Annotated in this window: 22 protein-coding genes, 1 tRNA gene and 1 pseudogene; 9 read left to right on the top strand and 15 right to left on the bottom strand. The window is 61.5% G+C overall.

The genetic code is table 11. The features are described 5' to 3' along the window. Positions 1-140: 140 nt before the first annotated feature. Entirely contained in the window at positions 141-383 is a 243-nt protein-coding gene (locus tag D8676_RS04610) for a hypothetical protein (protein ID WP_147448152.1), read from the bottom strand. 133 nt (positions 384-516) lie between these two features. Here D8676_RS04610 and D8676_RS04605 point away from each other — a divergent pair, with 133 nt between their 5' ends. Further along, positions 517-867: a hypothetical protein gene (locus D8676_RS04605; protein ID WP_121579617.1), complete on the top strand. Its 351-nt coding sequence runs from the start codon at positions 517-519 to the stop codon at positions 865-867. A gap of 173 nt (positions 868-1,040) precedes the next feature. Continuing rightward, positions 1,041-2,132 carry a helix-turn-helix transcriptional regulator gene (locus D8676_RS04600; protein WP_121579616.1) on the top strand — a complete coding sequence of 364 codons (1,092 nt, stop codon included), beginning with the start codon at positions 1,041-1,043 and terminating at the stop codon, positions 2,130-2,132. A gap of 214 nt (positions 2,133-2,346) precedes the next feature. On the opposite strand, the gene D8676_RS04595 is transcribed toward D8676_RS04600, so the two are convergent. From D8676_RS04595 to D8676_RS04555, 9 genes are all read right to left on the bottom strand, one after another. Next, positions 2,347-3,864: a malonyl-CoA synthase gene (locus D8676_RS04595; RefSeq protein ID WP_121579615.1), complete on the bottom strand. Its 1,518-nt coding sequence runs from the start codon at positions 3,862-3,864 to the stop codon at positions 2,347-2,349. Between the two features lie 53 nt (positions 3,865-3,917). Then, positions 3,918-5,264: a malonyl-CoA decarboxylase gene (locus D8676_RS04590; protein WP_121579614.1), complete on the bottom strand. Its 1,347-nt coding sequence runs from the start codon at positions 5,262-5,264 to the stop codon at positions 3,918-3,920. 62 nt (positions 5,265-5,326) lie between these two features. Continuing rightward, on the bottom strand, positions 5,327-6,754 hold the full coding sequence (locus tag D8676_RS04585; RefSeq protein ID WP_121579613.1) for an amidase: 1,428 nt from the start codon (positions 6,752-6,754) through the stop codon (positions 5,327-5,329). Between the two features lie 48 nt (positions 6,755-6,802). Further along, positions 6,803-7,507: an ABC transporter ATP-binding protein gene (locus tag D8676_RS04580; RefSeq protein ID WP_121579755.1), complete on the bottom strand. Its 705-nt coding sequence runs from the start codon at positions 7,505-7,507 to the stop codon at positions 6,803-6,805. A gap of 8 nt (positions 7,508-7,515) precedes the next feature. After that, positions 7,516-8,277 (bottom strand): ABC transporter ATP-binding protein, encoded by a 762-nt coding sequence (locus D8676_RS04575; protein ID WP_121579612.1) that lies wholly within the window; start codon positions 8,275-8,277, stop codon positions 7,516-7,518. A 28-nt stretch (positions 8,278-8,305) separates the two neighbouring features. Next, positions 8,306-9,328 (bottom strand): branched-chain amino acid ABC transporter permease, encoded by a 1,023-nt coding sequence (locus tag D8676_RS04570; protein ID WP_121579611.1) that lies wholly within the window; start codon positions 9,326-9,328, stop codon positions 8,306-8,308. Beyond that, entirely contained in the window at positions 9,325-10,200 is an 876-nt protein-coding gene (locus D8676_RS04565; protein ID WP_183096973.1) for a branched-chain amino acid ABC transporter permease, read from the bottom strand. Before D8676_RS04565 ends, D8676_RS04570 begins: the two co-directional genes overlap by 4 nt. 60 nt (positions 10,201-10,260) lie before the next feature. Beyond that, positions 10,261-11,298: an ABC transporter substrate-binding protein gene (locus tag D8676_RS04560; protein WP_183096972.1), complete on the bottom strand. Its 1,038-nt coding sequence runs from the start codon at positions 11,296-11,298 to the stop codon at positions 10,261-10,263. A gap of 150 nt (positions 11,299-11,448) precedes the next feature. After that, on the bottom strand, positions 11,449-12,078 hold the full coding sequence (locus tag D8676_RS04555) for a DUF1989 domain-containing protein (protein ID WP_121579608.1): 630 nt from the start codon (positions 12,076-12,078) through the stop codon (positions 11,449-11,451). 286 nt (positions 12,079-12,364) lie between these two features. Between D8676_RS04555 and D8676_RS04550 the strand changes: the two genes are divergently transcribed. From D8676_RS04550 to D8676_RS04540, 3 genes and pseudogenes are all read left to right on the top strand, one after another. Beyond that, positions 12,365-13,030: a GntR family transcriptional regulator gene (locus D8676_RS04550; RefSeq protein ID WP_210210697.1), complete on the top strand. Its 666-nt coding sequence runs from the start codon at positions 12,365-12,367 to the stop codon at positions 13,028-13,030. An 80-nt stretch (positions 13,031-13,110) separates the two neighbouring features. Next, positions 13,111-13,230, top strand: a pseudogene (locus D8676_RS04545) (IS3 family transposase); the annotation flags it as partial. A 339-nt stretch (positions 13,231-13,569) separates the two neighbouring features. Continuing rightward, positions 13,570-13,643: transfer RNA gene (locus tag D8676_RS04540), tRNA-Gly, on the top strand. Positions 13,644-13,785: 142 nt separating this feature from the next. On the opposite strand, the gene D8676_RS04535 is transcribed toward D8676_RS04540, so the two are convergent. The 5 genes from D8676_RS04535 to D8676_RS04515 form a co-directional block, all read right to left on the bottom strand. After that, positions 13,786-14,535 carry an ABC transporter ATP-binding protein gene (locus D8676_RS04535; protein ID WP_121579607.1) on the bottom strand — a complete coding sequence of 250 codons (750 nt, stop codon included), beginning with the start codon at positions 14,533-14,535 and terminating at the stop codon, positions 13,786-13,788. Then, on the bottom strand, positions 14,535-15,296 hold the full coding sequence (locus D8676_RS04530) for an ABC transporter ATP-binding protein (RefSeq protein WP_121579606.1): 762 nt from the start codon (positions 15,294-15,296) through the stop codon (positions 14,535-14,537). The genes D8676_RS04535 and D8676_RS04530 overlap by 1 nt, the downstream gene beginning before the upstream one ends. A gap of 4 nt (positions 15,297-15,300) precedes the next feature. After that, positions 15,301-16,455, bottom strand: coding sequence for a branched-chain amino acid ABC transporter permease (locus D8676_RS04525; RefSeq protein ID WP_121579605.1), 1,155 nt, complete (start codon positions 16,453-16,455; stop codon positions 15,301-15,303). 3 nt (positions 16,456-16,458) lie between these two features. After that, positions 16,459-17,484 (bottom strand): branched-chain amino acid ABC transporter permease, encoded by a 1,026-nt coding sequence (locus D8676_RS04520; protein WP_121579604.1) that lies wholly within the window; start codon positions 17,482-17,484, stop codon positions 16,459-16,461. Between the two features lie 74 nt (positions 17,485-17,558). After that, on the bottom strand, positions 17,559-18,890 hold the full coding sequence (locus D8676_RS04515; RefSeq protein ID WP_121579753.1) for a substrate-binding protein: 1,332 nt from the start codon (positions 18,888-18,890) through the stop codon (positions 17,559-17,561). A gap of 189 nt (positions 18,891-19,079) precedes the next feature. Between D8676_RS04515 and D8676_RS04510 the strand changes: the two genes are divergently transcribed. From D8676_RS04510 to D8676_RS04495, 4 genes are all read left to right on the top strand, one after another. Next, positions 19,080-20,555, top strand: a complete 1,476-nt coding sequence (locus D8676_RS04510) for an XRE family transcriptional regulator (RefSeq protein WP_121579603.1) — start codon at positions 19,080-19,082, stop codon at positions 20,553-20,555. 182 nt (positions 20,556-20,737) lie between these two features. After that, complete coding sequence (locus D8676_RS04505; protein ID WP_121579602.1) at positions 20,738-21,121, top strand: response regulator; 384 nt, start codon at positions 20,738-20,740, stop codon at positions 21,119-21,121. After that, entirely contained in the window at positions 21,118-21,390 is a 273-nt protein-coding gene (locus tag D8676_RS04500; RefSeq protein WP_121579601.1) for a hypothetical protein, read from the top strand. The genes D8676_RS04505 and D8676_RS04500 overlap by 4 nt, the downstream gene beginning before the upstream one ends. Next, positions 21,390-24,065, top strand: a complete 2,676-nt coding sequence (locus D8676_RS04495; protein WP_121579600.1) for a sensor histidine kinase — start codon at positions 21,390-21,392, stop codon at positions 24,063-24,065. The genes D8676_RS04500 and D8676_RS04495 overlap by 1 nt, the downstream gene beginning before the upstream one ends. Positions 24,066-24,091: the final 26 nt, after the last annotated feature.

Here is a 24,091-nt window from a genome sequence, read left to right as displayed (position 1 = left end):
TTGACCTTTCAGTAGAGATTGTCGCAAGCCTCGTTCCACCGTGCCATCGAGGTTTCCATTTGAAGCTGACAGCCAACGCGCAGCGCGCAGGCGGGACCGTATTCAGACTGCCGCCAACTTTATGAAGCAATGCGCGGTCGTCAGCAAACGCGAGGCGCGATTGCAGCTGTCGTGCAGTTGCCGGTTCCCTTGCTGATCTTCCGCAGAAGATGCACCACAGTTCGCTTGATGACCGGATCGTCCTCGGCCTCGCCGCCGACGATGACCTGGTGGACGACACTCGAAACGACCAGTCTTTCTGGCCGAAAGCTTGCAGCAACGGCAGGTGCGGCAGCAGCGAGTGTGGCCGCGGTGAACACAGCGATCATTGCCAGTTTTCTCAAGTACCCTCCACTTGATCGGAACCCGGGTGTCACATTGCGCGGCTGGCACGCTCGCCGACACCCCAAATGGGAGCTGTGGCGATCGTCTGTTCTCCTTAGATGTCGCCAATCGGCATTATCGACGGAGGGGGACATGAAGAGGTTGTTGATGCTTCTCGGTGTGGCGGGCCTGACTCTGACCGGCCAGATCGCGGGCGGCGAGCTGACAGGTGTACAGAGCGCGCAGGCCGGCGGCATGGGCGATTGCATCAAGGTGGATCGCCGGAGGGACTACATCTATGTGGTGAATGTCTGCGAATCATCCGTCAGAATGCAATATTGCGGTACGCGGCGGCCCCACCGGAACCTGTCCGACCAGATCGGACCGGGAGCCATCTACGTAACCAACGTAGCGGGCGACGACGACATCACATGGTGGGTCTGCGAAGCCTCTGCCTACAACAGCAACCAATGCAGATTTGCCACCGGTCCGTGCCCGAACTGACCATTCTGGGATGCCTCGGCGCTTGTGAATGGCCGCTCCGATCCACCCATCGATCCGAAGACGGGACTTGCCGGGAGATGGGCGTGCATTGACCCGGTTGGGTGGGCTCGAGCGCGGTTGCTCTCGACAGGCGGTCATGTAATGCTGGAGCCGTTGTGGGGGGACAATGCTCCATGCAGCAGGGGGAGTCGGCATCCGATATTCTTCTGGATGCCACGCAGGACTTTGAATCGTGGCCGGATGCCTTGCGTTCGATCGCTGGCCAATTTAACGCCGATCATGGATTTGCCTATCTCGTGACGCCGCGGGGAACGCATGCGTTCGCTTCGCGCGGCAGCGAGGAAGTCCTTGCCAAGGTCGTCGCGGGAGGCTGGCACGAACGGAACCCGCGTATGGGACGGGGCCTCGAACATGCGCGGTCCGGCCCCGTCGGCTTGCTGACGGATTGGCGGCTTTTTACCCCGGTCGAGATCGCGCGCGATCACTTCGAACAAGAATTCGCGCGCTGGTACGATTGTATGCACTATGCGGGAACGTTCATCCCTTTCGCGCCGGAGTCGTTCCTGGTCGTCAGTTTCGAACGTTCACACAGGAAAGGGGAATACTGGGGTTCCGAGCTCGATCTGGTGTCGCGCAACATCGAGCAGGTGCGCAGATCGGTTGCCTATGCGCTGAAAGCCCAGGCGCAACTGGCGACGGGCCTTGTCGACGTACTCAGCGATGCCGGTCCGGCACATGCATGGCTGGGAGTTGACGGCCGCCTGCAGCATGGTTCGCCCGCATTCCTTGCCCTGGTCGGTCGTTTCGTCGGCATCCGAAGCGGCCGGGTCCATGCGCTCGACAACTGTGACTACCGGTTGCAGGTACTGATCTCGGCCGCGGCGAACGGTGAACGGATCAACGATACGGTGGCCCTGCATAGCCCCAGCCAGCCAGGCGACATCGCCTTCGCCAGGGCTCTGCCCATGCGCACCATGAATTGCGGGCTGCGCGCCTATGCCGACGTCTTGCTGTCGATCGAAGTCCAGCCGGCGCGCGAGACGACGCTCGAGACAATCCTGCGCGACCGCTTTGCCCTGACGCCTTCCGAAATCCGGCTCGCGCTGCGGCTAGATCAGGGAATGCGGCTGCGCGACGCGGCGGACGCGGAGAAGATTGCCTACGAGACCGCACGCACGCGGCTCAAAACGATCTTCGGCAAGCTGGGCGTGATCCGGCAGGCGGAACTGATCCGGCGACTGGGCGAATTTTCAGTTGAATATTGAGGGAGGAGAAGCATGTTGCTGCTGTCGTTATATATGCTTGCGGTCGTCGTGACATCATCGCTTAGCTATGACGACACCTATTCCTGCGTCGACAGTTCGAGCGTGATCGCCCTCTCGCTTTTCTAGAATTGATTTGGCAGCCGCGCTTAGCTGCAATCCACTTTATGGCCCTGTGTCAGAAACCAGCACCGTACTTCTATAATCATACCAGCTACTAAACCGAAAAAACTTCAGAAAAGTCATTTCGCAGTGTTTCCTTCCGGACTTTTCCCATTGTGTTACGGGGCAACTCCGGAACAAAGAACACACGCTTCGGAATCTTGTAACCCGCAAGTGTGGTTTTCAGCTTTGTTAAGATGGCGGCTTCCGTTACCGCATGGCCTGGCTGCATCACAACGGCGGCGACAATGCCCTCCCCGAAATCGCTGTGCGGCACCCCAACCACCGCGGATTCGAATATTCCTTCCAGATTGTCTATTTCTGTCTCAATTTCCTTTGGATAGACATTGTAGCCGCCCGTGATGATGAGGTCCTTGCCCCGGCCAACGATCTGCACATAGCCCTTCTTGTCGATCGTCCCGAGGTCACCCGTGATGAAGAAGCCGTCGTCTCGGAATTCCATCGCGGTCTTTTCCGGGTTGCGCCAGTACCCCTTGAACACGTTCGGGCCGCGAACTTCGATGACCCCGATCTCCCCCTGCGGCAGCGGCTTTCCGGTAGCCGGATCAGCAATCCGCAATTCCACCCCAGGCAAAGGAAAGCCCACCGAACCCGCAATCCGCTCACCTTCGAGCGGATTGGAGGAGATCATATTCGTCTCAGTCATGCCATAGCGTTCCAGGATGGCATGGCCGGTGCGAGCCTGCCATTGCTTGTGGGTATCTGCCAGAAGTGGGGCCGATCCCGAAACGAAAAGCCGCATTCCCGCGCATCGTTCGCGGTCAAGAGCACTACTCTGCAGAAGGCGGGCATAGAAAGTGGGAACACCCATCAGCACCGTAGCTTCGGGCAAAGCCGCCAGTATAAGATCCAGTTCGAACTTTGGCATGAAAATCATCGAACTGCCGGCAAACAGAGTGACGTTTATCGCTACGAACAGGCCATGGGTGTGGAAAATGGGTAGGGCGTGGATAAGAATATCCGCTTCGCGGAACCCCCAGTATTGCGACAGAACTTTGGCATTGGAGGCGAGGTTGCCGTATGAAAGCATAGCGCCTTTCGAACGCCCCGTCGTTCCCGAAGTGTAGAGGATCGCAGCAAGGTCCTGCTCCTCGCAGAGGGCGTCGGAAAACCGGACATCCTGCGAGGCAGCCAGCTCCGCAAGCGAACCGCCGCCAAGATCGTCCAGGCTCTCACAGGCCGCAACACTTCTTTTCGCACAAAGCGTACGCATCGCTCCGATGGACTGCGGCCTGCACACCACGAGCGCGGGCTCAGCATCCTCGATGAAGTAGTCCAGCTCGGCCATAGTATATGCTACGTTCAAGGGCAGATAGACGATCCCGGCGCGCAGGCAGGCAGCATAGAGCAGGACCGCATCGACACTCTTTTCTACCTGCACCGCGACGCGATCGCCCACTTTGACTCCGAGTAAGCGTAGCGCATTCGCATAGCGCGCCGATCCCTCACGTAAATCCTCGTAGGTTACGGCCTTGCCGTCCAGCATTCGCATGAAGGTTTTCCCTTCGCGATCTGTTCGCCCGATAAGGGAGGAAAATTGGTGCTTTGGCATGAAACTGTCCTTGGCGATTTTTTGAATCAGGTAGTTCGGGTCGAACCGTGACGCTAGAGAGCAACAGCTAGGTGCGATACGCCTGTGCGTTGCGCCAGATGCCGGACCTCGTTGGAGGTGACGATCTGTCCGGTTTCGACGAAGAGTTCATGGCTACGCTCGATCGCGTCGAGGTCGTAGAGATAGCTCACCATGAATCCGGCCGATTGCAGCAGCCCTTTGCGGGAATTGTCGGCATGGGGATGAATGCGTTCCAGCCGCGCTCCGTTGCCTAGGTGAAAACGGGCAACTGGATCGAGCGGCCGACCCTGCTTGTCCTTGGCCTTGAGAAGATACAGGGCCACCAGTTCTGAAAACAGGTCGTGCGAGTCCGGCTGCAGTTGCCTGCCGTCGAACGGCCCCAAGTCGGCAAGGCGTTCCCGATAGCGCGCGGTGAGGTATCTCGATTGCTCATCGGCCTGTTCGGCCGCCAGCCATGCGAGAAAACCCGGAATTGGCGACAGGGTAACGAAGGTTGACAAGATCGGAAGGTCGCGCCGAAGCTCTTCGACCACCTGCTTGATCAGGAAATTGCCGAAGGAAACGCCGGCCAGCCCCTTCTGGCAGTTCGAAATGGAATAGAAGACGGCCGTGGTAGCATTTCCGGCTGGTAGTTCTTGTCGTTCGGGAGACAGGACAGCATCGATACTGCCGGGTATTTCACGCATGAGCGCCACTTCGACGAAAATCAACGGCTCGTCGACGAGGGCTGGATGGAAAAACGCATAGAGGCGCCGATCCTGAGGAGCGAGGCGCAAGCGCAGATCCTCGAAATTGCCGATCCGGTGTACGGCTTCGTAGCGAATGATCTTTTCCAGGACATGCGCAGGCGCCGTCCAGTCGAGGCGACTAAGCACCAGGAAGCCCCGGTTGAACCATGAATTGAACAGGTGCCAGAAATCGTTATCGACTTCCGCCATGCCCGGCTGCTTGCTAATCTCAAGCAGATCTTCGCGCATGCGCACCAACGCGAGAGTGCCGCCCTGGACCCGGTTCAGACGGCGGAACAGTTCCTGCCGGCGCGGCTCCGCTGCCTTATGCAATGCAAGCGCCGTCGCCGGCCCGGGTTCCCTGCGATAATTTTCGATCGCTTCTTCCATCCATTTTGTGTCCGGCCCGAATACCCCCGCCAGAGTCTGAAGGAAGATCTGGCGCTTTTCGGCGCCGGCTCCTGCGTAGGCTTCGAGCAGGGACTTCGACCGCGCCACACCAGAAGCCTCTCCCTTGCTCGACAAAACATCTTCGGCGCCTTGTGCAAGATCGGGAGGGGTCCGCAATTCATCCCGAGAGCGAACGATGAGGGTGCGCCCGCGCTCGGTGATTTGCTGGATCATGTCCGTGAAAAACGAGATCGTGGCCATTCCACTGCTCCCATGGGCAAGGATGCCCGGTTATGGAAAATGTGCGGCGCGGATGCATCCCTTCAATTGGCAGGCGGGGCCCTCGGATCGATCGGTGTCAGGTTCGGCGGGAAGACGTTTTGTAATTCGTGGGCAAAAGCCAGTAGGGTTGGCTCGCTATAGGGAGCCCCAATGATCTGGATCGCAAACGGCATCCCGTCGCTCGTTTTGCCGCACGGCAGCGACAACGCCGGCAGGCCGGCAATGGACACCGCGTAGCCGATCGCCATCCAGCCGATGTAGTCAGGAAATGCAGTCCCGTCGCACTCCGTGACGAACTGTTGGTCGATCGGAAACGGCGGCACAATCGCCGAGGGCGTCACTAGAAAATCATAGTGTTCGAGAAACGACAGCATTCGTTTCCGCAATTGCGCCCGTATCCTCTCGGCATCGGCGATCTGCGCTCCGGTCAGTTTCAAGCCGGCCTCGATGTTCCATCTTACAGCTTCTCGCAGATCATCCTGCCAGCGCGGCAGCGTCTCTCCCCACGCGATCGCGAACTGCGCGGCGCGCAACGTACGGAAAGCCTCGTGAAGCCCGTCCAGAACAGGCGCCGCAGGTTCGATGGTAAAGTCTGCGCTGCGCATGCGCTCGACAGCCTCACCAAAAGAAGCACGAACTGAGCGGCTAACGGGTGTTATGCCCAGATCCACGGAAGCGGATATCCTGGCTGGCCGGGTACCCTTAGCACTGGACTTGCTGAATAAAGACTGCGCACCCGGAGCCGAAAGTGGATCGCGCGGCTCGAAGCCCACCATAGCCTCCATCGCCAGAGCTATATCTTCCACCGAACGCGCCATCGGTCCGACGACCGATAAGGGGTCGAAGGGGTTCGGGCGAGGCCCGCGGCCAAGCAGGCCAGGCGTCGGACGAAGTCCCACTACTCCGCAAAAGCTTGCCGGGCAGCGCAACGAGCAGGCGAAATCCGATCCCTGGGCCAGCCAGGCCATACCTGTGGCGATCGCCACAGCGGAGCCGCCCGAAGACCCCCCTGCCGTCAACCGCGTGTCCCATGGATTTAGCGTCGCGCCGAAGACATCGTTAAAGGTATTGGCGCCGGCTTCAAATTCAGGCGTGTTGGACTTCGCGATCACGATCCCGCCGTTAGCTTCGAGGCGTTCGACGCAGTAATCCGAAATCGCCGGGACATGCTCCCTGAAAGCCCTGGAGCCGAACGTCGTCCGCACCCCTGCCACTTCCATCGAATCCTTGATGACGATCGGCAGACCCGCCAGCAATCCACGCTCGTCCGGCGCCTGCTTTTCCAGTTCCGCAGCCCGAGCTTGCGCGCGCTCCACACAGCGCGTGGGCAAAGCGTTGACGATGCCATCCACCTCTTCGATACGGGCGTAGGCGGCTTCCACCAATTCGGTCGGCGTGACCTCACCGCTGAGCAGATGTTTGACGGCATCCGTAGCTGCCAGCCTCCATAGCGGCTGCGATCCGCTCATGTCATCCTGCCTTCCTTTGCGTGCCAGCCATAGGCAGCGATCCCTGCCTTAGCCCCCGAGATAGATCTGCTTGACGCGATCATCGTCTTGTAACTCGCGTGCGGGGCCTTGCATGGCAATGCAGCCTACCTCCAACACGTAGGCGAAATCGGCCAGTTGCAGTGCCTTACGCGCGTTCTGCTCGACCAGGAGGACCGTCGTGCCTTGCGCAGCGATCGTGCGAATGATGTCGAACACCTGATTGACGATGATAGGCGCCAGTCCCATGGATGGCTCGTCGAACATAATGAAGCGCGGGCCGGCCATGAGCGCGCGCCCGATGGCGAGCATCTGCTGCTCCCCGCCGCTGAATGTCCCGCCAGCCTGGCTGGCGCGTTCTTTCAGGCGCGGAAAGAGCGTGAACACCCGCTCCAGCCGACGGCCTACTTCTTGCCGATCGGGCACGGTCACTGCCCCTACCTCGAGGTTTTCCCGAGCAGTCAGATCGCCGAAGATCCGTCGCCCTTCAGGCACCATCGCCAGGCCACGACGCACGATGGCCCCCGGTTCCATTGAGGTAATGTCCTCTCCGTCAAAGCGGATACGCCCCGAGCGCTGGGCAATCAAACCGAACACGGACTTGAGGGTCGTCGATTTCCCGGCCCCGTTGGCTCCGAGCAGCGTCACGATCTTGCCGGCCGGCACGTTGATCGAAACGTCTTCGAGCGCCCGAATGGACCCATACCAACTGGACAGGCCCTCGATCTCAAGCATGTGGCTGCTCATTCCTCGGCTCCCAGATAGGCTTCGATCACCCGCCGGTCAGCCTTGGCGCCTTCCGGTGTACCATCGAAAATCTTTTGCCCGTGATCGATGACAACGATGCGCTCGCACAGGCTCATGATGAATTTCATGTCGTGCTCGATCAGGGCGAGCGTTAGCCCGCTTGCCTGGATGGTACGGATAGTCTCGATAAGGCCGGCCCGCTCGCCAGTGTTCATGCCGGCCGCCGGCTCGTCCAGCAGCAGCAGGGTTGGCTTGCTCATCAGCGCGCGCGCAATCTCCAAGCGGCGCTGTGCGCCGTAGGGCAGGCTGCCGGCCAAGTCGTCCCGCTTGTCATCGAGGGAAACTATCCGCAGAACGCGCTCGGCTTCCTTTCTCAGATTTTCCTGCTGGCGCTGAAAGGCCTTTGTGTGAAAAAACGCACCCCAGAACTTGTCGCCCAACTGCGTATGGCCGCCGACTAGCACGTTATCCATGACCGTCAACGAGTTGAACAGGCGGATATTCTGGAAGGTACGGGCCATGCCGCGGGCAGCGATTTGCGAAGGACGACGGCCGCCAATCGACTCGCCACGGAAAACGATATCGCCCTGTGTCGGCTTGAGCAGGCCCGTCATCAGGTTGAAAAGGGTGGTCTTACCTGCACCGTTCGGACCAATAATGCCCAGCACTTCTCCGGCCGCGATCGAGAACGACACGCCATCGACCGCTACGAGTCCGCCAAAACGTTTTCCGACTCCGCCGACCTGAAAAAGCGTCATCTGGGGCCTCCCTTTATGCCGCAGGCTGTCATGGCGTCGGTTCCCGGGCGGGACCGCGGCCCTTGCCGAAACGGCTGCCGATGTTCTGGCGCAAGGCCTTCCAGCCCAGATTGCCGAACAGGCCCTGTGGCCGGTAAATCATCAGCGCCACCAGCAATGCGCCGTATATGGCCATGCGGAAGGTTTCGAAGGGGCGTAGGATTTCCAGGCTGAAGGTCAGAAGGACCGCGCCGAAGGCGACGCCCCAGATATTGCCCAGCCCGCCGACGATGAGCATGCACAAGATCATCACCGATTCCAGATAGCTGAAATTGTCCGGGCTGATGAACGTCAGCCAGGGCGCGTAGAGCGACCCCGCCAACCCAGCGAACATCGCACCGGTAGTAAAGGCCGCGACCTTGTAGAGGCGGGTGTCGATGCCCATGGCCTCGGCAGCCATTTCATTATCGCGCAGCGCAAACAAGGCTCGGCCAAATGGCGAAGCCTGGATGACATGCGCCGTATAGATGACTAGGACCACGGCAACGCCGATAAGGTAGTAGAACGCCTGCTGGCTATCCAACGAAACCCCGAATAGTCGGGGAGCCGGAATGCCCGGTACGCCCATCGGGCCACGCGTCACGCTGATCCAGTTCAGCGCAAGCAGGCGCAGCACTTCTGCAAAACAGATGGTGGCGATCGCAAGATAGTCGCCGCGCAGCCGGATAGACACGAAGCCAAGGGCGGCGCCGACCGCGGCCGAGGCGGCCGCGCTGAGCAGGAACGCCGGCCAGAACGACCACTCCGCGCCGACCGTCAACAGCGCCGTTATGTAGGCGCCTATGCCGAAGAAGGCGGCATGACCGACCGACAGCAGTCCCGTGAAGCCGGTGGTGATGTTGAGGCTGACGGCCAGGACGATATAGAAGCCGCTCAGCACGATGATGCGCAGGTAGTAGTCGTTGGTTACCAGCCACGGCAGCACCAGCAGAGCTGCCGTGGCCAAGGCAATGGGAAGCGCTCGGCTTTGGTGGGGCGATACGGCTGTATCCGAAGCAGGATTGTTCATCATGCCCGCTCCCTTGACTTGCCGAACAGACCGTTTGGCAGAAATACGAGGAAGACAAACAGCAGCAGGTAAGCGAAGCCGTCTCGGAAGCCGGAGTGGATGTAGCCGGCGCCCAGCGCCTCGACGATTCCCATCAGCACCCCGCCGACCAGTGCGCCGGGCAGGCTGCCGATACCGCCTAGAACGGCGATGCAGAAAGCCTTGAGCGTCGGCGTGAAGCCCATTAGAGGGGAGATGCTGTTGTAATAAACCGCTGCAAGGATGCCTGCCACGGAACCAAGAAAGGTCCCGAGCAGGAAGGTCCCGTAGACGACACGATTGACGTTGATGCCCATTATCTTGGCCGTTTCCATGTCCTCTGCGGTCGCCCGCATCGATTTGCCGAGGCGGGTATGGTGGACGAGCACATGCATGGAGATCGCGAGCAGGACGGTGACGGCGATCACGACGCCCTGAAGCAGAAACAACCTAACCGAGCCGACCTTGATAAACGGATTGTCCACCGGAACCGGAAATGGCCGCGCCTGCGCGCCCCAGATGACCATGGCAAGGTTTTCAAGGAAGATCGAAACGCCGATGGTCGTTAAGAGCATGACCAGTCGCGGTGCGAAGAACACGGGCTTGTAGGCGACGCGCACCACGACAAGCCCGAGCAGGGCGGCAAAGCCCAGCCCGACAACCAGGGCGAGCGCAATCGGTACGCCGGCGAAGTAGGCGCTGACCGCAACGTAGACGCCCATCATGTAGCCAATGTCGCCGTGGGCAAAGTTCGCCAGGCGAATGACGCCGTAAGTCATCGAGAACCCGACGGTCATGAGGGCAAGGAAGCTGCCTATGACAAGACCGTTGAGCAATTGCTGGAGAAGGTAATCCACCATCCACCCCGCTGGTTGTCCGTAAGTAGGGTGGGCCAACCCACCCCTGGAGGTTGGATTTCAGAGCTGCTTTCCAGCCAGGACAATCTCGCCATCCTTGACGGTCAGCAGGATAATCCGCACCTCGGTATCGTGGTCGGCGTTGAACTTGTGCGACCCGGTCACGCCGCTAAAACCGTCCATCTGCTCGAGATAGTCTCGGATAGCTTCGCGGCTGACGCCCTTTTCGCGCATCGCGGCGAAGATCATGTTGGTGGTGTCGTAGGCGAGCGCACCGTAGCTTTCAGGCTTCTCGCCGTATTTGGCTTCATAGGCGGAGACAAACTCCAGCGATCCGGGAAAGCGTTCGTCGTTGGGGAAAAAAAAGCCGGGAAAGACCACGCCTTCGACCGCGGCGCCGCCAAGCTTGATGAGTTCCTGCGTCGTGAAGCCATCAGAGCCGAGGATAGGCAGTTCAAGCCCCAGCCGCTGTGCCTGCTGCACGATAAGGGCGCCCTCCCGGTAGTAGCCGATGATGAAGAGGATTTCCGGCTCGGCCTGCTGGACGTTGCTGATCTGCGGCGTGAAGTCGGTCGCGCCTTCAAGGTACGCGTCCTGCGCGGCTAGCTCGATCCCTCGCTTGGAAAGAGCATCTGCGAAGGCGGTGGCGAGACCTTGGCCGTAATCATTGTTGGCGTAGATGACGGCGATCTTCTTATAGCCCAGCGTATCGACGATATAGCCGCTCAACTGTTCGGCTTGCTGGAGGTCGGTTGGTTCCACGCGGAAGCTCCATCGCGAGGCGCCGGAGATCTTGCGATTGATGGAGTCCGTGACAACGGGAATGTTGGCCTTGTCGTAGATCGGCAGCGCTGCAAGGGTCGAAGAAGAGTTCCAGTGGCCGAGGACGGCCATGACGCTATCGTCGCTGACGATGCGTTGGGCGACCAGCGCCGCCTCCTTCGGGTTTCCCTGATCGTCCTGCACGACGAGGCGGATCTGGCGCCCGTCGATCCCGCCTGCGGCGTTTGCCTGCTCAATGGCAAGCTGGATCGCGCGGACCTTGTACTGCCCGAACTGCGCGCTATTGCCGGTCATCGGATTGGCACTGGCGAGCACGATGTCCTCGGCGGAAGCCGCATTAAAGGATGCACTTGCAAGCAGCATGGCGGCGGCTGCTATCATCTTTCTAAGCATGGCTGGTCTCCTCCCAGATTTGGCCTTTGGCTTCGTGTAAGAACTTAAATGAATCAATGCTCTGCCGACCGCCTACCAAACGATCAGGCGGACGGGCGTCGGGTTGTAGTTGTTGCAGGGATTGTTCACCTGCGGGCAGTTTGAGATTGCTACAAGCACATCCATCTCGGCCCTGAGATCGACGTATTCGCCCGCGCGCGAGCTGCCGGCGGCAATTGCCGCCTCTCCAGCGGCACCAACCGGGACGCTCATGAAGAAATTGACGTTCGGCACGACATCGCGCCAGCCCAAGCCATGAACTTCAAGCGCGCTCAGGAAATTCTCGCGGCAACCAGGGCTGTCCTCGACGCCATAGAGCATCCGGTTACTTGGAGCGCTACAGCAACCGCCAATGGTGTCGTGACCACCGAACGTATCGGCAACGATCGAAAAAAGCGCCTGCCCTCTGTCGGAATAAAGCTTGTGTCCCGCAGTGAGAAGCAGGGTACCCGCAGCCTTGATGGTATTGGGGGCATTGTATCGCTCCGCGGTGTCGGCGGCGTTGTAGCAGAGGAAATCCACCGCCTGCGAACCCTCCAGATCGATGATCCGCAGAGTTTTACCTTTGGGTACAATTCCCCCCCACGGCATGCGCGCTGGAACGATTTGGTCCAGCACAATGTCTTTTCCGGCCAAGCCCGCTAGCGGATTGATATCCGACATCTCCCATCCTCCCAGTTGGCCGCATTTCCATAATGCCGCATGCATGGTTGCTACTAATGTGTACACATGTCAACGTTATGTATGCAAAAAATGAAAGCATGAGTTTTTTATGGGAAGCTGATTTCCGACATCCGAGCCGAAATTGCTAAGGATCAAGGCATTTTTGAAAAAAAAGGCCGGAATTTTCGTGGAATGACTTTTCTCGCATAGTTGCTACCGGTACAATCTGTGTATACACGAGAGATGCCGCCGGCGACGCTTGGCAACGGGACGGAGATGAGGTCTGATGATGGTTCTGAGCCAGAGCCAGCTTATTCGCGCAGCACTGGAAGACGACATTGTTACGGGTCGCTTGACCGCTGGCGACAAGCTGGACGAGCAGCAGCTCGCCTCTCGCTTTCACGTTTCGCGCACGCCGGTTCGAGAAGCGATCCGCCATCTAGAGGCGCAAGGCATAGTTCAGGTCCGGCCACGCATGGGAGCGGTCGTCGCATCCTTTACCATCCCGCAGATTCTCGAAATGTTCGAGGTGATGGCGCAACTTGAAAGTCTTTGCGCCAGACTGGCCGCGCGCCGGATGAACGTACGAGAAAAGGAAAACCTCCAGCAGTACCATGAAATTTGCGGCGAGGCCGCACAGGCTGGGGAGTTCAATGACTATTACCACAAGAACGTCACGTTCCACGAAGCAATCTACGCGGGGGCTCACAACGGCTATCTTCAGGAGCAAACGCTGCGGTTGCGCTCGCTGCTCGCTGCCTACCGGCGCTACCAGCTAAGCTTCAAGGGCCGCATAGCGGCCTCCTATGCCGAACACGGCGCCATCGTCCGGGCCATCATGGACAGTGATGATGAAGCAGCAAGCCGTCACATGCATGATCATGTGAACATCCAGGGTGATACCTTCACGGACTTTCTCGCGACGCTGCCCTCCCCCCGCGTCAGCGACTGACTACCGAACATCATGGGCACATTGGCTGATACCGGTTTCGCGGACACCGAGACTAAGGTGTTTAACGGACCTGGTGAGTGGGAATGCTCTACGTTGCCGCCGTCGTCGATCTGTTCTCCCCGCGCGCCGTAGGCCGGATAATGAAGGCCGAGATGACGGCCCAACTCGACACCGGCGTCCTCATCATGGCGACCTGGCGGGACAAACTATGCTAGCTTAACCTTGTGTCCATATCGTGCATGGGTGCGTCGGCAGCTTCGCAAGCGTCGGGGCGGAAATGCTGTGATTGCAGGCGGAGTTTACGAAGACCGGTCCTACTCGCCTCACCATTGAACATAAGAAGGCCAAAATGGCGGTACCGACGAGTTGAGTAATTCGGCGGCTGCCTGCTTTCACCGCGATCGGCATCGCGGCAAACAAATGAACGATGCTCGCCAAAAAGCGCGCAGATTCACGACCGTAGCAGCCGCGCTTGGTGTCAAAAGCGTGCCCGAGCCGATTGCACAACAGCCTCCGGCCATGATAGTCAATCGACCGTTGCGGGTATGATGTAATGGTAGCTTGTCAGCTTCCCAAGCTGAACGCGAGGGTTCGATTCCCTCTACCCGCTCCAGCCTTCAGACTATCTGATATGGCGACCGCTTCAGGACCGCGATATGACAAGTCAGGGTCCCCGAACTTCACCGTGACTTCTGCCCGACGGGTATCCCGTTCAGCCGCGAAGCGTACTCGCAGGCGGAACCGACAGCAAAGCCTCATATCGCCAGATACTGGGTCCGCAGTTCGGCGTTCTCCAGAACGGCATTGGCCGGGCCGTCGAAGGCGATCTGGCCCATGTCGAGAATGAGCGCGCGGTTTGCGAGTTCCAACGCCGCCACCGCATTCTGCTCGACGATGATGGTGGTGATGCCGCGCCCTTTGATCTCGTGCACGATGCGCTCGATCTCCTTGACGATGACCGGCGCCAGCCCCTCGTAGGGCTCGTCGAGAAGGAGCAGTTTGATGTCGCGCGCCAGCGCGCGGGCGACGGCCAGCATCTGCTGCTCACCGCCGGAGAGGGTCACCCCTTCCTGCTTGCGCCGCTCCGCCAGCCGCGGAAAATGCTCGTAGATCTGCTCCAGCGGCCAGCCCTTGGGCTCGGCGATCCGGGCCAGCTGGAGATTTTCCTCGACCGTAAGCCCGGGGATAATGCGGCGATCCTCCTGGACGAGCTGGATGCCGTGCCGCGCAGCCTGGAAGTCCTTGAGCTTGTGTATCGCCTGGCCGTTGAGCCAGATCTCGCCACGCTTCAATTCCGGATCAGCGGCGCGCGCCAGCGTGCGCAACGTCGAGGTCTTGCCGGCCCCGTTGCGGCCGAGGAGCGCAACGACGTCGCCCTCGGCGACATCGAAGCTGACGCCCTGGACGATATAGCTTTCACCGTAATAGGCATGGATGTCGCGCACGCTGAAATAGGCGGGCGCCGCGGTCGCGGAGGAACTGTCCGGCATCGTCATCGCGTTCATCAGTGGGTGCCTCCGAGATAGGCTTCCTGCACTTTCGGATTGCCCCTCACCTGGTCGGGCGGACCGTCGGCGATGATCCTGCCTTGGGCGAGCACGGTGACGCGGTCGGCCAGCGAAAACACGACGTGCATGTCGTGCTCGATGATGACCTTGGTCATCCCGCGCCCCTTGAACTTCTTCAGAAGATCGATCGTCGAATTGGTGTCGTGCCGCGACATGCCGGCGGTCGGCTCGTCGAGCAGCAGCAGCCGCGGATTCTGCACCAGGCCCATCGCCAGTTCCAGACGTCGCTTGTCGCCGCGCGACAGGCTGGCGGCTACGGCGTCCTTCTGATGCGCAAGTCCGACATCGTTCAGGCAGTGCATCGCGTCGTCGATTATTTCGGTGCGCTTCGCCATGGCCTGCATCGGGTTGAGCTTGAACGCTCCGTCATGCTTGGCGAAAGCCGGCACCATGACGTTCTGCAGCAGCGTGAGGTCGGGAAAGATCTCCGGCGTCTGGAACACCCTGACGATGCCCATCTGATTGATCTCGTACGGCTGCTTGCCGGTGATGACCTCGCCGTCGAAGACGACTGCTCCGGTGTCCGGCGCCAGCCGTCCGATGCAGACGTTGAGCAGCGTCGACTTGCCGGCACCGTTCGGTCCGATGATGGCGTGGGTGGTGCCTTCCATCACCTGCAGGTCGATATCCGACAGCGCGCGCAGGCCGCCGAAGCTCTTGTGCACGTCGGCTACGTGAAGAACGGCATTGCTTGGCATTGCGCTACTCCGCCGGCTGGGGTTGGGCGGCAGGCGTCGCCTCGCGATCGCCTGGCCGACGACGGTTGAACAAATTCCAGATTCGGCGCAGTCCCTCCATGATGCCGCCTGGCAGGAAGATGACGATCAGCATGAAGACGACGCCGAGCGTCAGATGCCAGCCATCGCCAACGAAGAGGGACAGGAAGGCGACCAGTGGGTCTTCGATCGCGTCGGGCAGGAAGCCAAACACGTCGTGCAGCGTGGCATCACCGAAGGACGAGAAGATGTTCTCGAAATATTTGATCACCGCGGCGCCGATCACCGGCCCAACCAGCGTGCCGACGCCGCCGAGTATCGTCATCAGCACCACTTCGCCCGACGCGGTCCACTGCATGCGCTCCGCGCCGGCAAGCGGATCGGTCGCCGCCATCAGCCCGCCGGCAAGGCCGGCATAGACGCCGGAGATGACGAAGGCCGCGAGCAGGTAGGGCCGCGTGTTGAAGCCGGTGTAGCGCATGCGGTTCTGGTTCGACTTGATCGCCCGCAGCATCATGCCGAAAGGCGAGCGGAAGATGCGTATCGAAATGAAGAAGCCGGCGATGAGCGCGAGCGCGCAGGTGTAGAAGCCGGCATAGCCGCCGCCGCTGATATAGAGGTCGAAGAAGTTCACGCGCGGCAGACCGGGACCCGCTCCGTCGAACAGCCTGTCAATGACGCGCGGATCGTTGAGCGACAGCTGCAGCCCTGTCTCGCCATTGGTCAGCGGCGTCAGCACCGAATAGGCGAGGTTGTAGCTCATCTGGGCGAAGGCCAGCGTCAGAATCGAGAAGTAGATGCCCGACCGCCTGAGGCTGACATAGCCGATGACGAGCGCGAAGATAGCGGTGAAGAACACCGCCAGCATCAGCGCCGGGACAATGTTCATCGTCAGAAGCTTGAACGACCAGACCGCCGCATAGGAGCCGACGCCGACGAAGGCCGCGTGGCCAAAGGAGAGATAGCCGGTCAGGCCGAACAGGATGTTGAAGCCTATGGCGAAGAGGCCGAAGATGCACATCTTCTGCATCAGCGCCGGATAGGCCGCACCTATGGGCTGCAGGATGATCGGCATCAGCAGGATGACGGCGGTGAACGCCAGGAAAAGGAACCAGTCGTTGCGCGAGAGGCCAGCAAACATCTTCTAGTCCTCCATCACGCCCCTGCGGCCGAGCAGCCCGCGCGGCAGGGTCAGAAGAATGACGACGGCGACCAGATAGATGATGATCTGGTCAATGCCCGGGATGATGGCCTTCACCTCGTTCATCGAGGCGAAGGACTGCAGGATGCCGAGCAGGAAACCGGCGGCCACAGCGCCGCCGAGCGAGCCCATGCCGCCGACGACGACCACGACGAAGGACAGCACCAGGAACTCCATGCCCATGTGGTAGTCGGGCGGCAGGATCGGCGTGTACATGACGCCCGCAAGCCCCGCGACAACCGCCGCCAGTCCGAACACGACAGTGAAGCGGCGCTGGATGTCGATGCCCAGGAAACCGACCGTCTGCCGGTCATGCATGCCGGCCCGCACCACCATGCCGTATGTGGTGAACTGCAGGAAGGCGAAGACGGCGCCGATGACCGCGAGCGAAAACAGCAGATAGACGATGCGCCACCAGGGGTAGGCCAGCGTCTGCCCCAGGCCGAAAATCTCCCCAACATAGGCAGTGCCGGCGAAGGCGTCTGGCGCCGGCTGCGGAATCGGGTTGGCACCGAAGAAATGCTTGATGATCTCCTGGATCACGATGGCCAGGCCGAACGTCACCAGGATCTGGTCTGCGTGCGGCCGTTTGTAGAAGTAGCGGATCAGCCCGCGCTCCATGGCGATGCCGACGAGAAGCATCACCGGGATGGCAAGCACGATCGAGGCCGGAACCGAATAATCGTTGAGCACCGCGCCGAAATCGCCGAGCCAGGCTTCGACGTAGGGCGTGCGCACTTCAAGCGGGCTGCCCCAGGCGGTCGTCTGCTCCGGGTCGATGACCACGCTCTCGAGATTGAGCAGCTTGTTGAAGGTGACGGCGCAGAAGGCGCCCAGCATGAACAGCGCGCCATGCGCGAAATTCACCACGCCGAGCGTGCCGAAGACGAGCGTCAGCCCGAGCGCGATCAGCGCATAGGCGCCGCCCTTGTCGAGCCCGTTCAGTATTTGCAGCAGTATGGCATCCATGGTCCGCTCGGGTCCGTTCGATCATGCCTCACGGGGAGTGGCTCCGGCCGCCCGTGGCGGCCGGAGCCAGAAGATCAGCACTGCTTGGCATCGTAAGGGCCAAGCTCGCCACCGAAGATGGACGGATCGTAGGTGGTGACATCCCGCGACACGACCTGGACGATCTCCATCAGGTCGAACTTGTCCTTCGGCTCCTGCTTGCCGCGCACGACCAGGCAGGGCTTCATGCACTGGTGGTCTTCTGCGCGATAAAGCGTCGCTCCGTTGCCCATGCCGTCGAACTCGAAGCCTTCCAATGCCTTGATGACCTCTGGTGCATAGAACGTGCCGGCACGCTCGCAGGCATCGGCATAAAGCAGGGCCTGGACATAGCAGGTGTGCGCCGCCTGCGAGGGCGGCGTGCCGTACTCCGCGCCAAAGGACTTGGTGATCGTCTTGGTCGCCTCGTCGTCCAGCTTCCAATCCCAATTGCTGGTGCCGAATATGCCCTTCACGGCATCGCCTGCACCTTGCGCCATCAGCTCCGAGAACAGCGGCACGACGATCTCGAAGTTCTTGCCGTTCACCTGCTTGTCGCGCAAGCCGAACTGCACGGCCTGGGTCAGCGAGTTGACCATGTCCTTGCCGTAGTGGTTGAGGATCAGCACGTCAGCGCCGGAGTTGAGCACCGGCGTGATGTATTGCGAGAAATCGGCCGAACCGAGCGGCGTGCGCACCGCGGCTACCGTCTCCCAGCCGAGCGCTTCGGTTGCCGCCTTGATCGACTCCTCCTGGGTCCAGCCCCAGGTGTAGTCGGCGGTCAGGTGATAGGCTCGACGGTCCTTGCCGTAGGCTTCGCCGATGACCGGTCCCAGCGCCACGCCCGACTGGTAGGCATTGAAGAAGTGACGGAAGCCGTAGCGCTTCTTGTCCTTGCCGGTGGTGTCGTTGGAATGGGTCAGGCCTGACATGTGGATGACGCCCATGTCCTGGCACAGCGACTGCACCGCGACCGCTTCGGCGGACGAAGAGCCGCCCGAGATCATGATCGCACCGTCGCGCTCGATCATGCGCTTGGCGTTGTCGCGGGCCGCGTCGGTCTTGGTCTGCGAATCGCCGTGCACCTGGGCGACCTTCTTGCCGAGGATGCCGTTGCCCTTAAGAGCGGTCGGCTTCATCGTCGCGATCAGGCCGCCGTCTCCCTCGCCATTCAGATGTTTGACCGCCAACTGGAACGCCTTCAGCTCGTCGGCGCCCTCGTCGGCGTAGGCGCCAGTCAACGGCACGCTCCAGCCAAACGTCACCGTGTCCCCCGTCGGCACGTTGCAGGACATATCCTGGGCATAGGCGCCGCGGATAAAATGCATCGGCGCGGCGAGGCCGACACCTGCGATTGCACTGTTCCTCAGAAACAAGCGACGGTTCATGGTCTTGAACTTCATGTGGATTCCTCCCGTGGATGCCGCGCCGGCCAACGGCCGATGCAAACGAGGCATTTCGCCTGATCCCGTTTTCGATCCATTTTGTCATCACCGCAATAAGCCATTGGTTTAACACGCATTTTTTGTAAATCCTTGTGCTTGCGAATGAATGAATTTGTCAATAATTTCCAATTGATGGGAAAAGCGACCGCCAAAAATACTCTGGCCGGCCTGAAGATAAGGGCCAGACGCATGCAGGCCGGCATGACGCAGGGCGAGTTGGCGCGACGCGTTGGGATTTCGGCGTCTTATCTGAACCTCATAGAACTCAACAAACGCGCGATCGCCGACGTGCTCGTCGAGCGTGTCGCCAACAGTCTGGACGTGGAGCGATCCGAACTCGACGGCGAGGCGGAGCGGCGGGTCGTCGCTAACCTGGAGGAGATCGCAGCCGATCCGGAGATAGCGAACGCGATCGATCCTCCCGGCCCGGCTGCGGACCTCATAGGCAGGAATCCCGGCTGGGCAGATCTGGTCCTTGCGCTGCACCGCGCCTGGCACGACCAGAAGGAAGCGGCCGCGGCGCTGGCCGACCGGCTAAACCGGGATCCGTTCCTGGGAGACAGCGTGCATCGCATGCTGACCCATGCCGCCTCGATCCGGTCGGCATCCGAGATTCTGGACACGGAGAACGGGCTGAGCGATGCGGAGCGCCGCCGCTTCCTGGCAATCGTCGCCGCTGACTCCCAAAAGCTCTCGGGAGCCGCGCAATCGCTGCTGGAATTCTTCGACAGCACCCGCATTCGCGTGCGGTCGGCCACGCCGGCCGAGCATGTGGATGCGTTCATCCTAGCCACCGACAATCACTTTCCCGATCTGGAAGCTCTCGCCGCGGACTTCCTCACGCGCGGCGGCCATGACAAACGCCTCCAGCCTGCAGGAAACAAGCTCCCTTCCGAGCCGACCGCTCCCGACACGGTCGAAGCGCGGCGCTTTGCATGGACCAGGGGAACGTTGCAGCCCGAAGTCGCCGAAGCGACCCGGGAGCTTGTCGACACCCATCCCGCCCTCGCATCCGAGGAATCCCGGCGCCTGGCGTCGGCGGCCTTGGAGGCTTACGCCGCAGCCGCGGCGCTGATGCCATACGAGCCATTTCTCGAGGCCGCCGAGAAATGGCGCTACAACATCGACGCGCTGTGCCGGCTGTTCGATGTGTCCTACGAGCAGGCCGCGCACAGGCTCGCGACGCTTCGGCGTGCCAGCGCCGAGGGCGTCCGCTTCGCCTTCATGCGGTCCGATGCCTCGGGCTATGTCACCAAGCGCCTGCCCCTGCCGCGCTTGCCGCTGCCGCGCTACGGCAACGCCTGCCCTCTATGGGTCATAAATTCGGCCTTCCAGACGCCGGGCACGACCGTCCGCAGCTTCGGCAAACTGCCCTCCGGCGACCAGTTCCTGTTCTTTGCCCGGGCGGTCGAGAAGCATTCGCCAACCGCCGCGCTGCCCCGCCATCTCCTGTCGGTCATGCTGGCCTGCTCCGTCGCCGAGGCGGACCGGGTCTGCTATGCCGAAGGCATCGACCGGGTGGCCGCGATGGCGCCGGTCGGCACGATCTGCCGGCTGTGCCCGCGCGCCGACTGCAGGCACCGGCACGAGGCGCCGCTGATCGTGTAACGCCGTGCGCTTGGAGTGTTCGAAACCCCAGCACGATATTTGAGCGGAGAACGGCATCTAAGCCGTAGAAACCTGCCATTCCCGGGGATCTGAAGTTCAATCGACCATAGGTCGAAATGATTATGGCGACGCGACGCCAAGCCCGTATAGGTTGAGGCAAAAAATGGCCGGGGAACCGATCTATGGCCAAGGCCCGCATACTCATCGTGGAGGATGAGCCAAATATCGTCGAATCGCTGAGCTTCATCCTTGGGAGGGCCGGCTTCGACGTGGACACCGTCGCCAACGGCGTCGAGGCGCTGGACCGTTTGCGGCGCCAGTCCTTTTCGGCTCTTGTCCTCGATATCATGCTGCCCGGCATGAACGGCCTCGACGTACTGAAAACCATCCGCGCCGATCAAGCGCTGACGATCCTGCCGGTCATGGTGCTGACCGCCAAAGGCCAGGCGAGCGACCGCAGGGCAGCAGAAGCGATCGGCGCCGACATCTTCGTCACCAAACCCTTCTCCAACGCCGAGGTGGTGCAGCACGTCACCCGCCTTGCGTCGGGCGGGACGCGCCAATGAGGCGCGGGACGGCCGATCCGCAGGGGATGCGCGACGCCGCCTCGCTGCTACCCGTCGCTGCGGCCATCCTGCTGCTGCCGCCCTTCATCGTCGTCTTTGCCGCGCCTGTGCTGATTGCCGGGATACCGCTCATCGTCGTCTACGTCTTCGGCGTCTGGGCGGCCATCGTGCTCTGCGCCTGGCTGCTGGCGCGCAATCTCGCGACGGTAGAGATCGACGCTGGCATGGAGGAAAAGGCGGAAGCACGGTCTTCGCCTGACCGACGCTGATGCTTCACGTCAACCTCGTCGTCATCGTCTGCCTTGCCTATGTTCTGATCCTTTTCGGCGTGGCTTTCGCCGGGGACCGGCGGGCGCGGCGGGACCCCAGCGGATGGCTGTCCTCGCCGCTTATCTACACGCTTTCGATCTCGATCTACTGCACCTCCTGGACCTTCTTCGGCGCGGTCGGTTCGGCGGCGACGAGCGGCATGGAGTTCGTCACCATCTATCTCGGGCCTACGATCGTCTTCGCCGGCTGGTGGGTGTTCCTGCGCAAGCTGGTGACTGTCGGGCGGGTCCACAACATCACCTCGATCGCCGATCTGATCTCGGCGCGGTTCGGCAAGAACCCGGCACTCGGCGCGATGGTGACGCTGATAGCCTTGGTCGCGGCGGCACCCTACATCGCGCTGCAGCTCAAGGCGCTCACCGCGAGCTTCCAGGTGGTGACTTTTCCGGCCGGCGCGGTCGTTGCCGCAGGGACCGAGATCGAGCCGGACTATGCCATCGCCTTCTGGCTTGCGGTGGGGCTCTGCGTCTTCTCGATCATGTTCGGAGTCCGCAACATCGACGTCAACGAGCGCCATCACGGCGTCATCGCGGCGATTGCGCTGGAAGCCGTCGTCAAGCTGGTCGCGCTGCTCGCCGTCGGCATCTGGGTGGTCGCCAGCCTCTCCGGCGTGCCGGCCGATGTCTTTGCCAACGCGCCGGTCAGCCTTCTCAATCCGGAGCCCACCTTCGGTGCACGCTGGGTGACGCTGTGTTTCCTCGCGGGCGCGGCGGTCATCTGTCTGCCCCGCCAGTTCCAGGTCACCGTCGTTGAAAATTCGAGCGAGCGACAGATCCGCACCGCCTCGTGGCTCTTCCCGCTCTACCTGTTCCTCATCTGCCTGTTCGTGGTGCCCATCGCGATCGCCGGCCTGAACCGGCTGCCGGCCGGATCCGATCCCGACCTCTACGTGCTCACGCTGCCGCTGGCCGCCGACCAGAACGCGCTCGCGCTCCTCGCCTTCCTCGGCGGCTTTTCTTCTGCGACGTCGATGGTCATCGTCGCTTCGATCGCGCTTTCCACGATGATCTCGAACCACCTGGTGATGCCGCTGGCGCTGCGCTCGATCCTGCCGGCGGCGAGCGCCCAGAACGTACGCGGCTTCATCCTCAAGGCCCGGCGGGCCAGCATCGTCTTCATCGTCTTCCTGGGCTTCCTCTATTTCCGCCTGAGCGGCAGCACCTCGAATGCGCTCGCCGCCATCGGGCTGATCTCCTTCTGCGGCGTGGGGCAGTTCCTGCCCAGCATCGTCGGCGGGCTCTACTGGCGCTCCGCCACGCATGGCGGCGCCATCGTTGGCCTCGCAGCGGGCTTTGCGATCTGGGCCTACACGCTGTTCCTGCCGAGTTTTGGAGGCTTTCTCCTGATGCCAGCCAGCGTCATCGAGAACGGACCATTCGGCGTGGCCTGGCTGAAACCATACGCGCTGTTCGGGCTCGACCAGTTCGACCCGCTCGTGCACGCGACGTTCTGGAGCGTCGGCATCAATACGGTGCTTTTCGTCGTGGTTTCCATGCTGTCCGAACCGACGCCGCTTGCCCGGCTCCAGTCGACGCTGTTCATTGACGTATTTCGCCGGCAGACCGAAAGCGAGCTGCGCGTCATCCGCCGCACCGCGCGGCTTGCCGACCTGCGCCGCATCGCCGAACGCGTGCTCGGACCCGTCGAGGCGGTACAACTCTTCGACGGCGAGGCGCGAGGACGCGCCGTGATCGCCAGCGACGAACTCATCTCCCTGGTCGAGCAGCGCCTTGCTGCCAATGTCGGCGCCGCCTCCGCGCGTTCGCTGGTGTCGCGCGTGGTCACCAGCGAGACGATCGGCGTGGAGGAGTTGAAACGGCTTGCCGACGAGACGGAGCAGATCCGCGCCTACTCCGCCGAGCTGGAGCGCAAGTCGCGGCAGGTGGAGGCCACCGCCGCCGAACTGGCGCAGGCGAATCAGCGCCTGCGCGAGGTCGACACGCAGAAGGACGAGTTCTTGAGCCAGGTGAGCCACGAAGTGCGCACGCCGATGGCGTCGATCCGCTCCTTCAGCGACATCCTGCTCACCAACCGGGATATCGGGGAAGAGGAGAAGCTCCGCTTCCTCGGCATCATCCAGAACGAAAGCCTGCGCCTCACCCGACTGCTCGACGGTATTCTCGACGTCAGCCAGATGGAAAGCGGCAAGCCGGCGTGGGAGGCCGCCCCGTTCGATCCGGACGCGGCCATCGACCAGGCGATCGAAAGCTGCGAGGCGCTGGCGCGCGCCGCCGGAGTGGCCCTCACGCGTACGCGAAGTATCGGCGGAGCCGTCGTCGTCGGCGACCGCGATCGTTTCGCGCAGGTGTTCATCAACCTCGTCTCCAACGCGGTCAAATACAACACCAGCCCGAAGCCGACGGTGACCGTTTCCAGTTCGCTGCGCAAAGGGGTCTACGAGGCGCGCGTGGTCGACAACGGTCCGGGCGTTCCGGAGAGCGAGCGCGAACGCATCTTCTCGAAGTTCGCGCGTGGGCCGACGCTGCGCCAGGGCGGGGCGGGCCTCGGCCTCGCCATCAGCCGCCAGATCATCGAGCAGTTCGGGGGGCAGATCTCTTGCGCCGACACGGCGAAACCCGGAGCCGCCTTCGTGGTTCGCATCCCCTGCACGTGATCCGCCGGCACTCAGCGGCGGACGCC

This window comes from Mesorhizobium sp. YM1C-6-2 (assembly GCF_003666685.1).
Classification (GTDB): Bacteria; Pseudomonadota; Alphaproteobacteria; order Rhizobiales; family Rhizobiaceae; genus Mesorhizobium_K.
The sequence above is the reverse complement of the archived record's forward strand: the minus strand, read 5'-3'. Positions and strand labels throughout refer to the sequence as shown.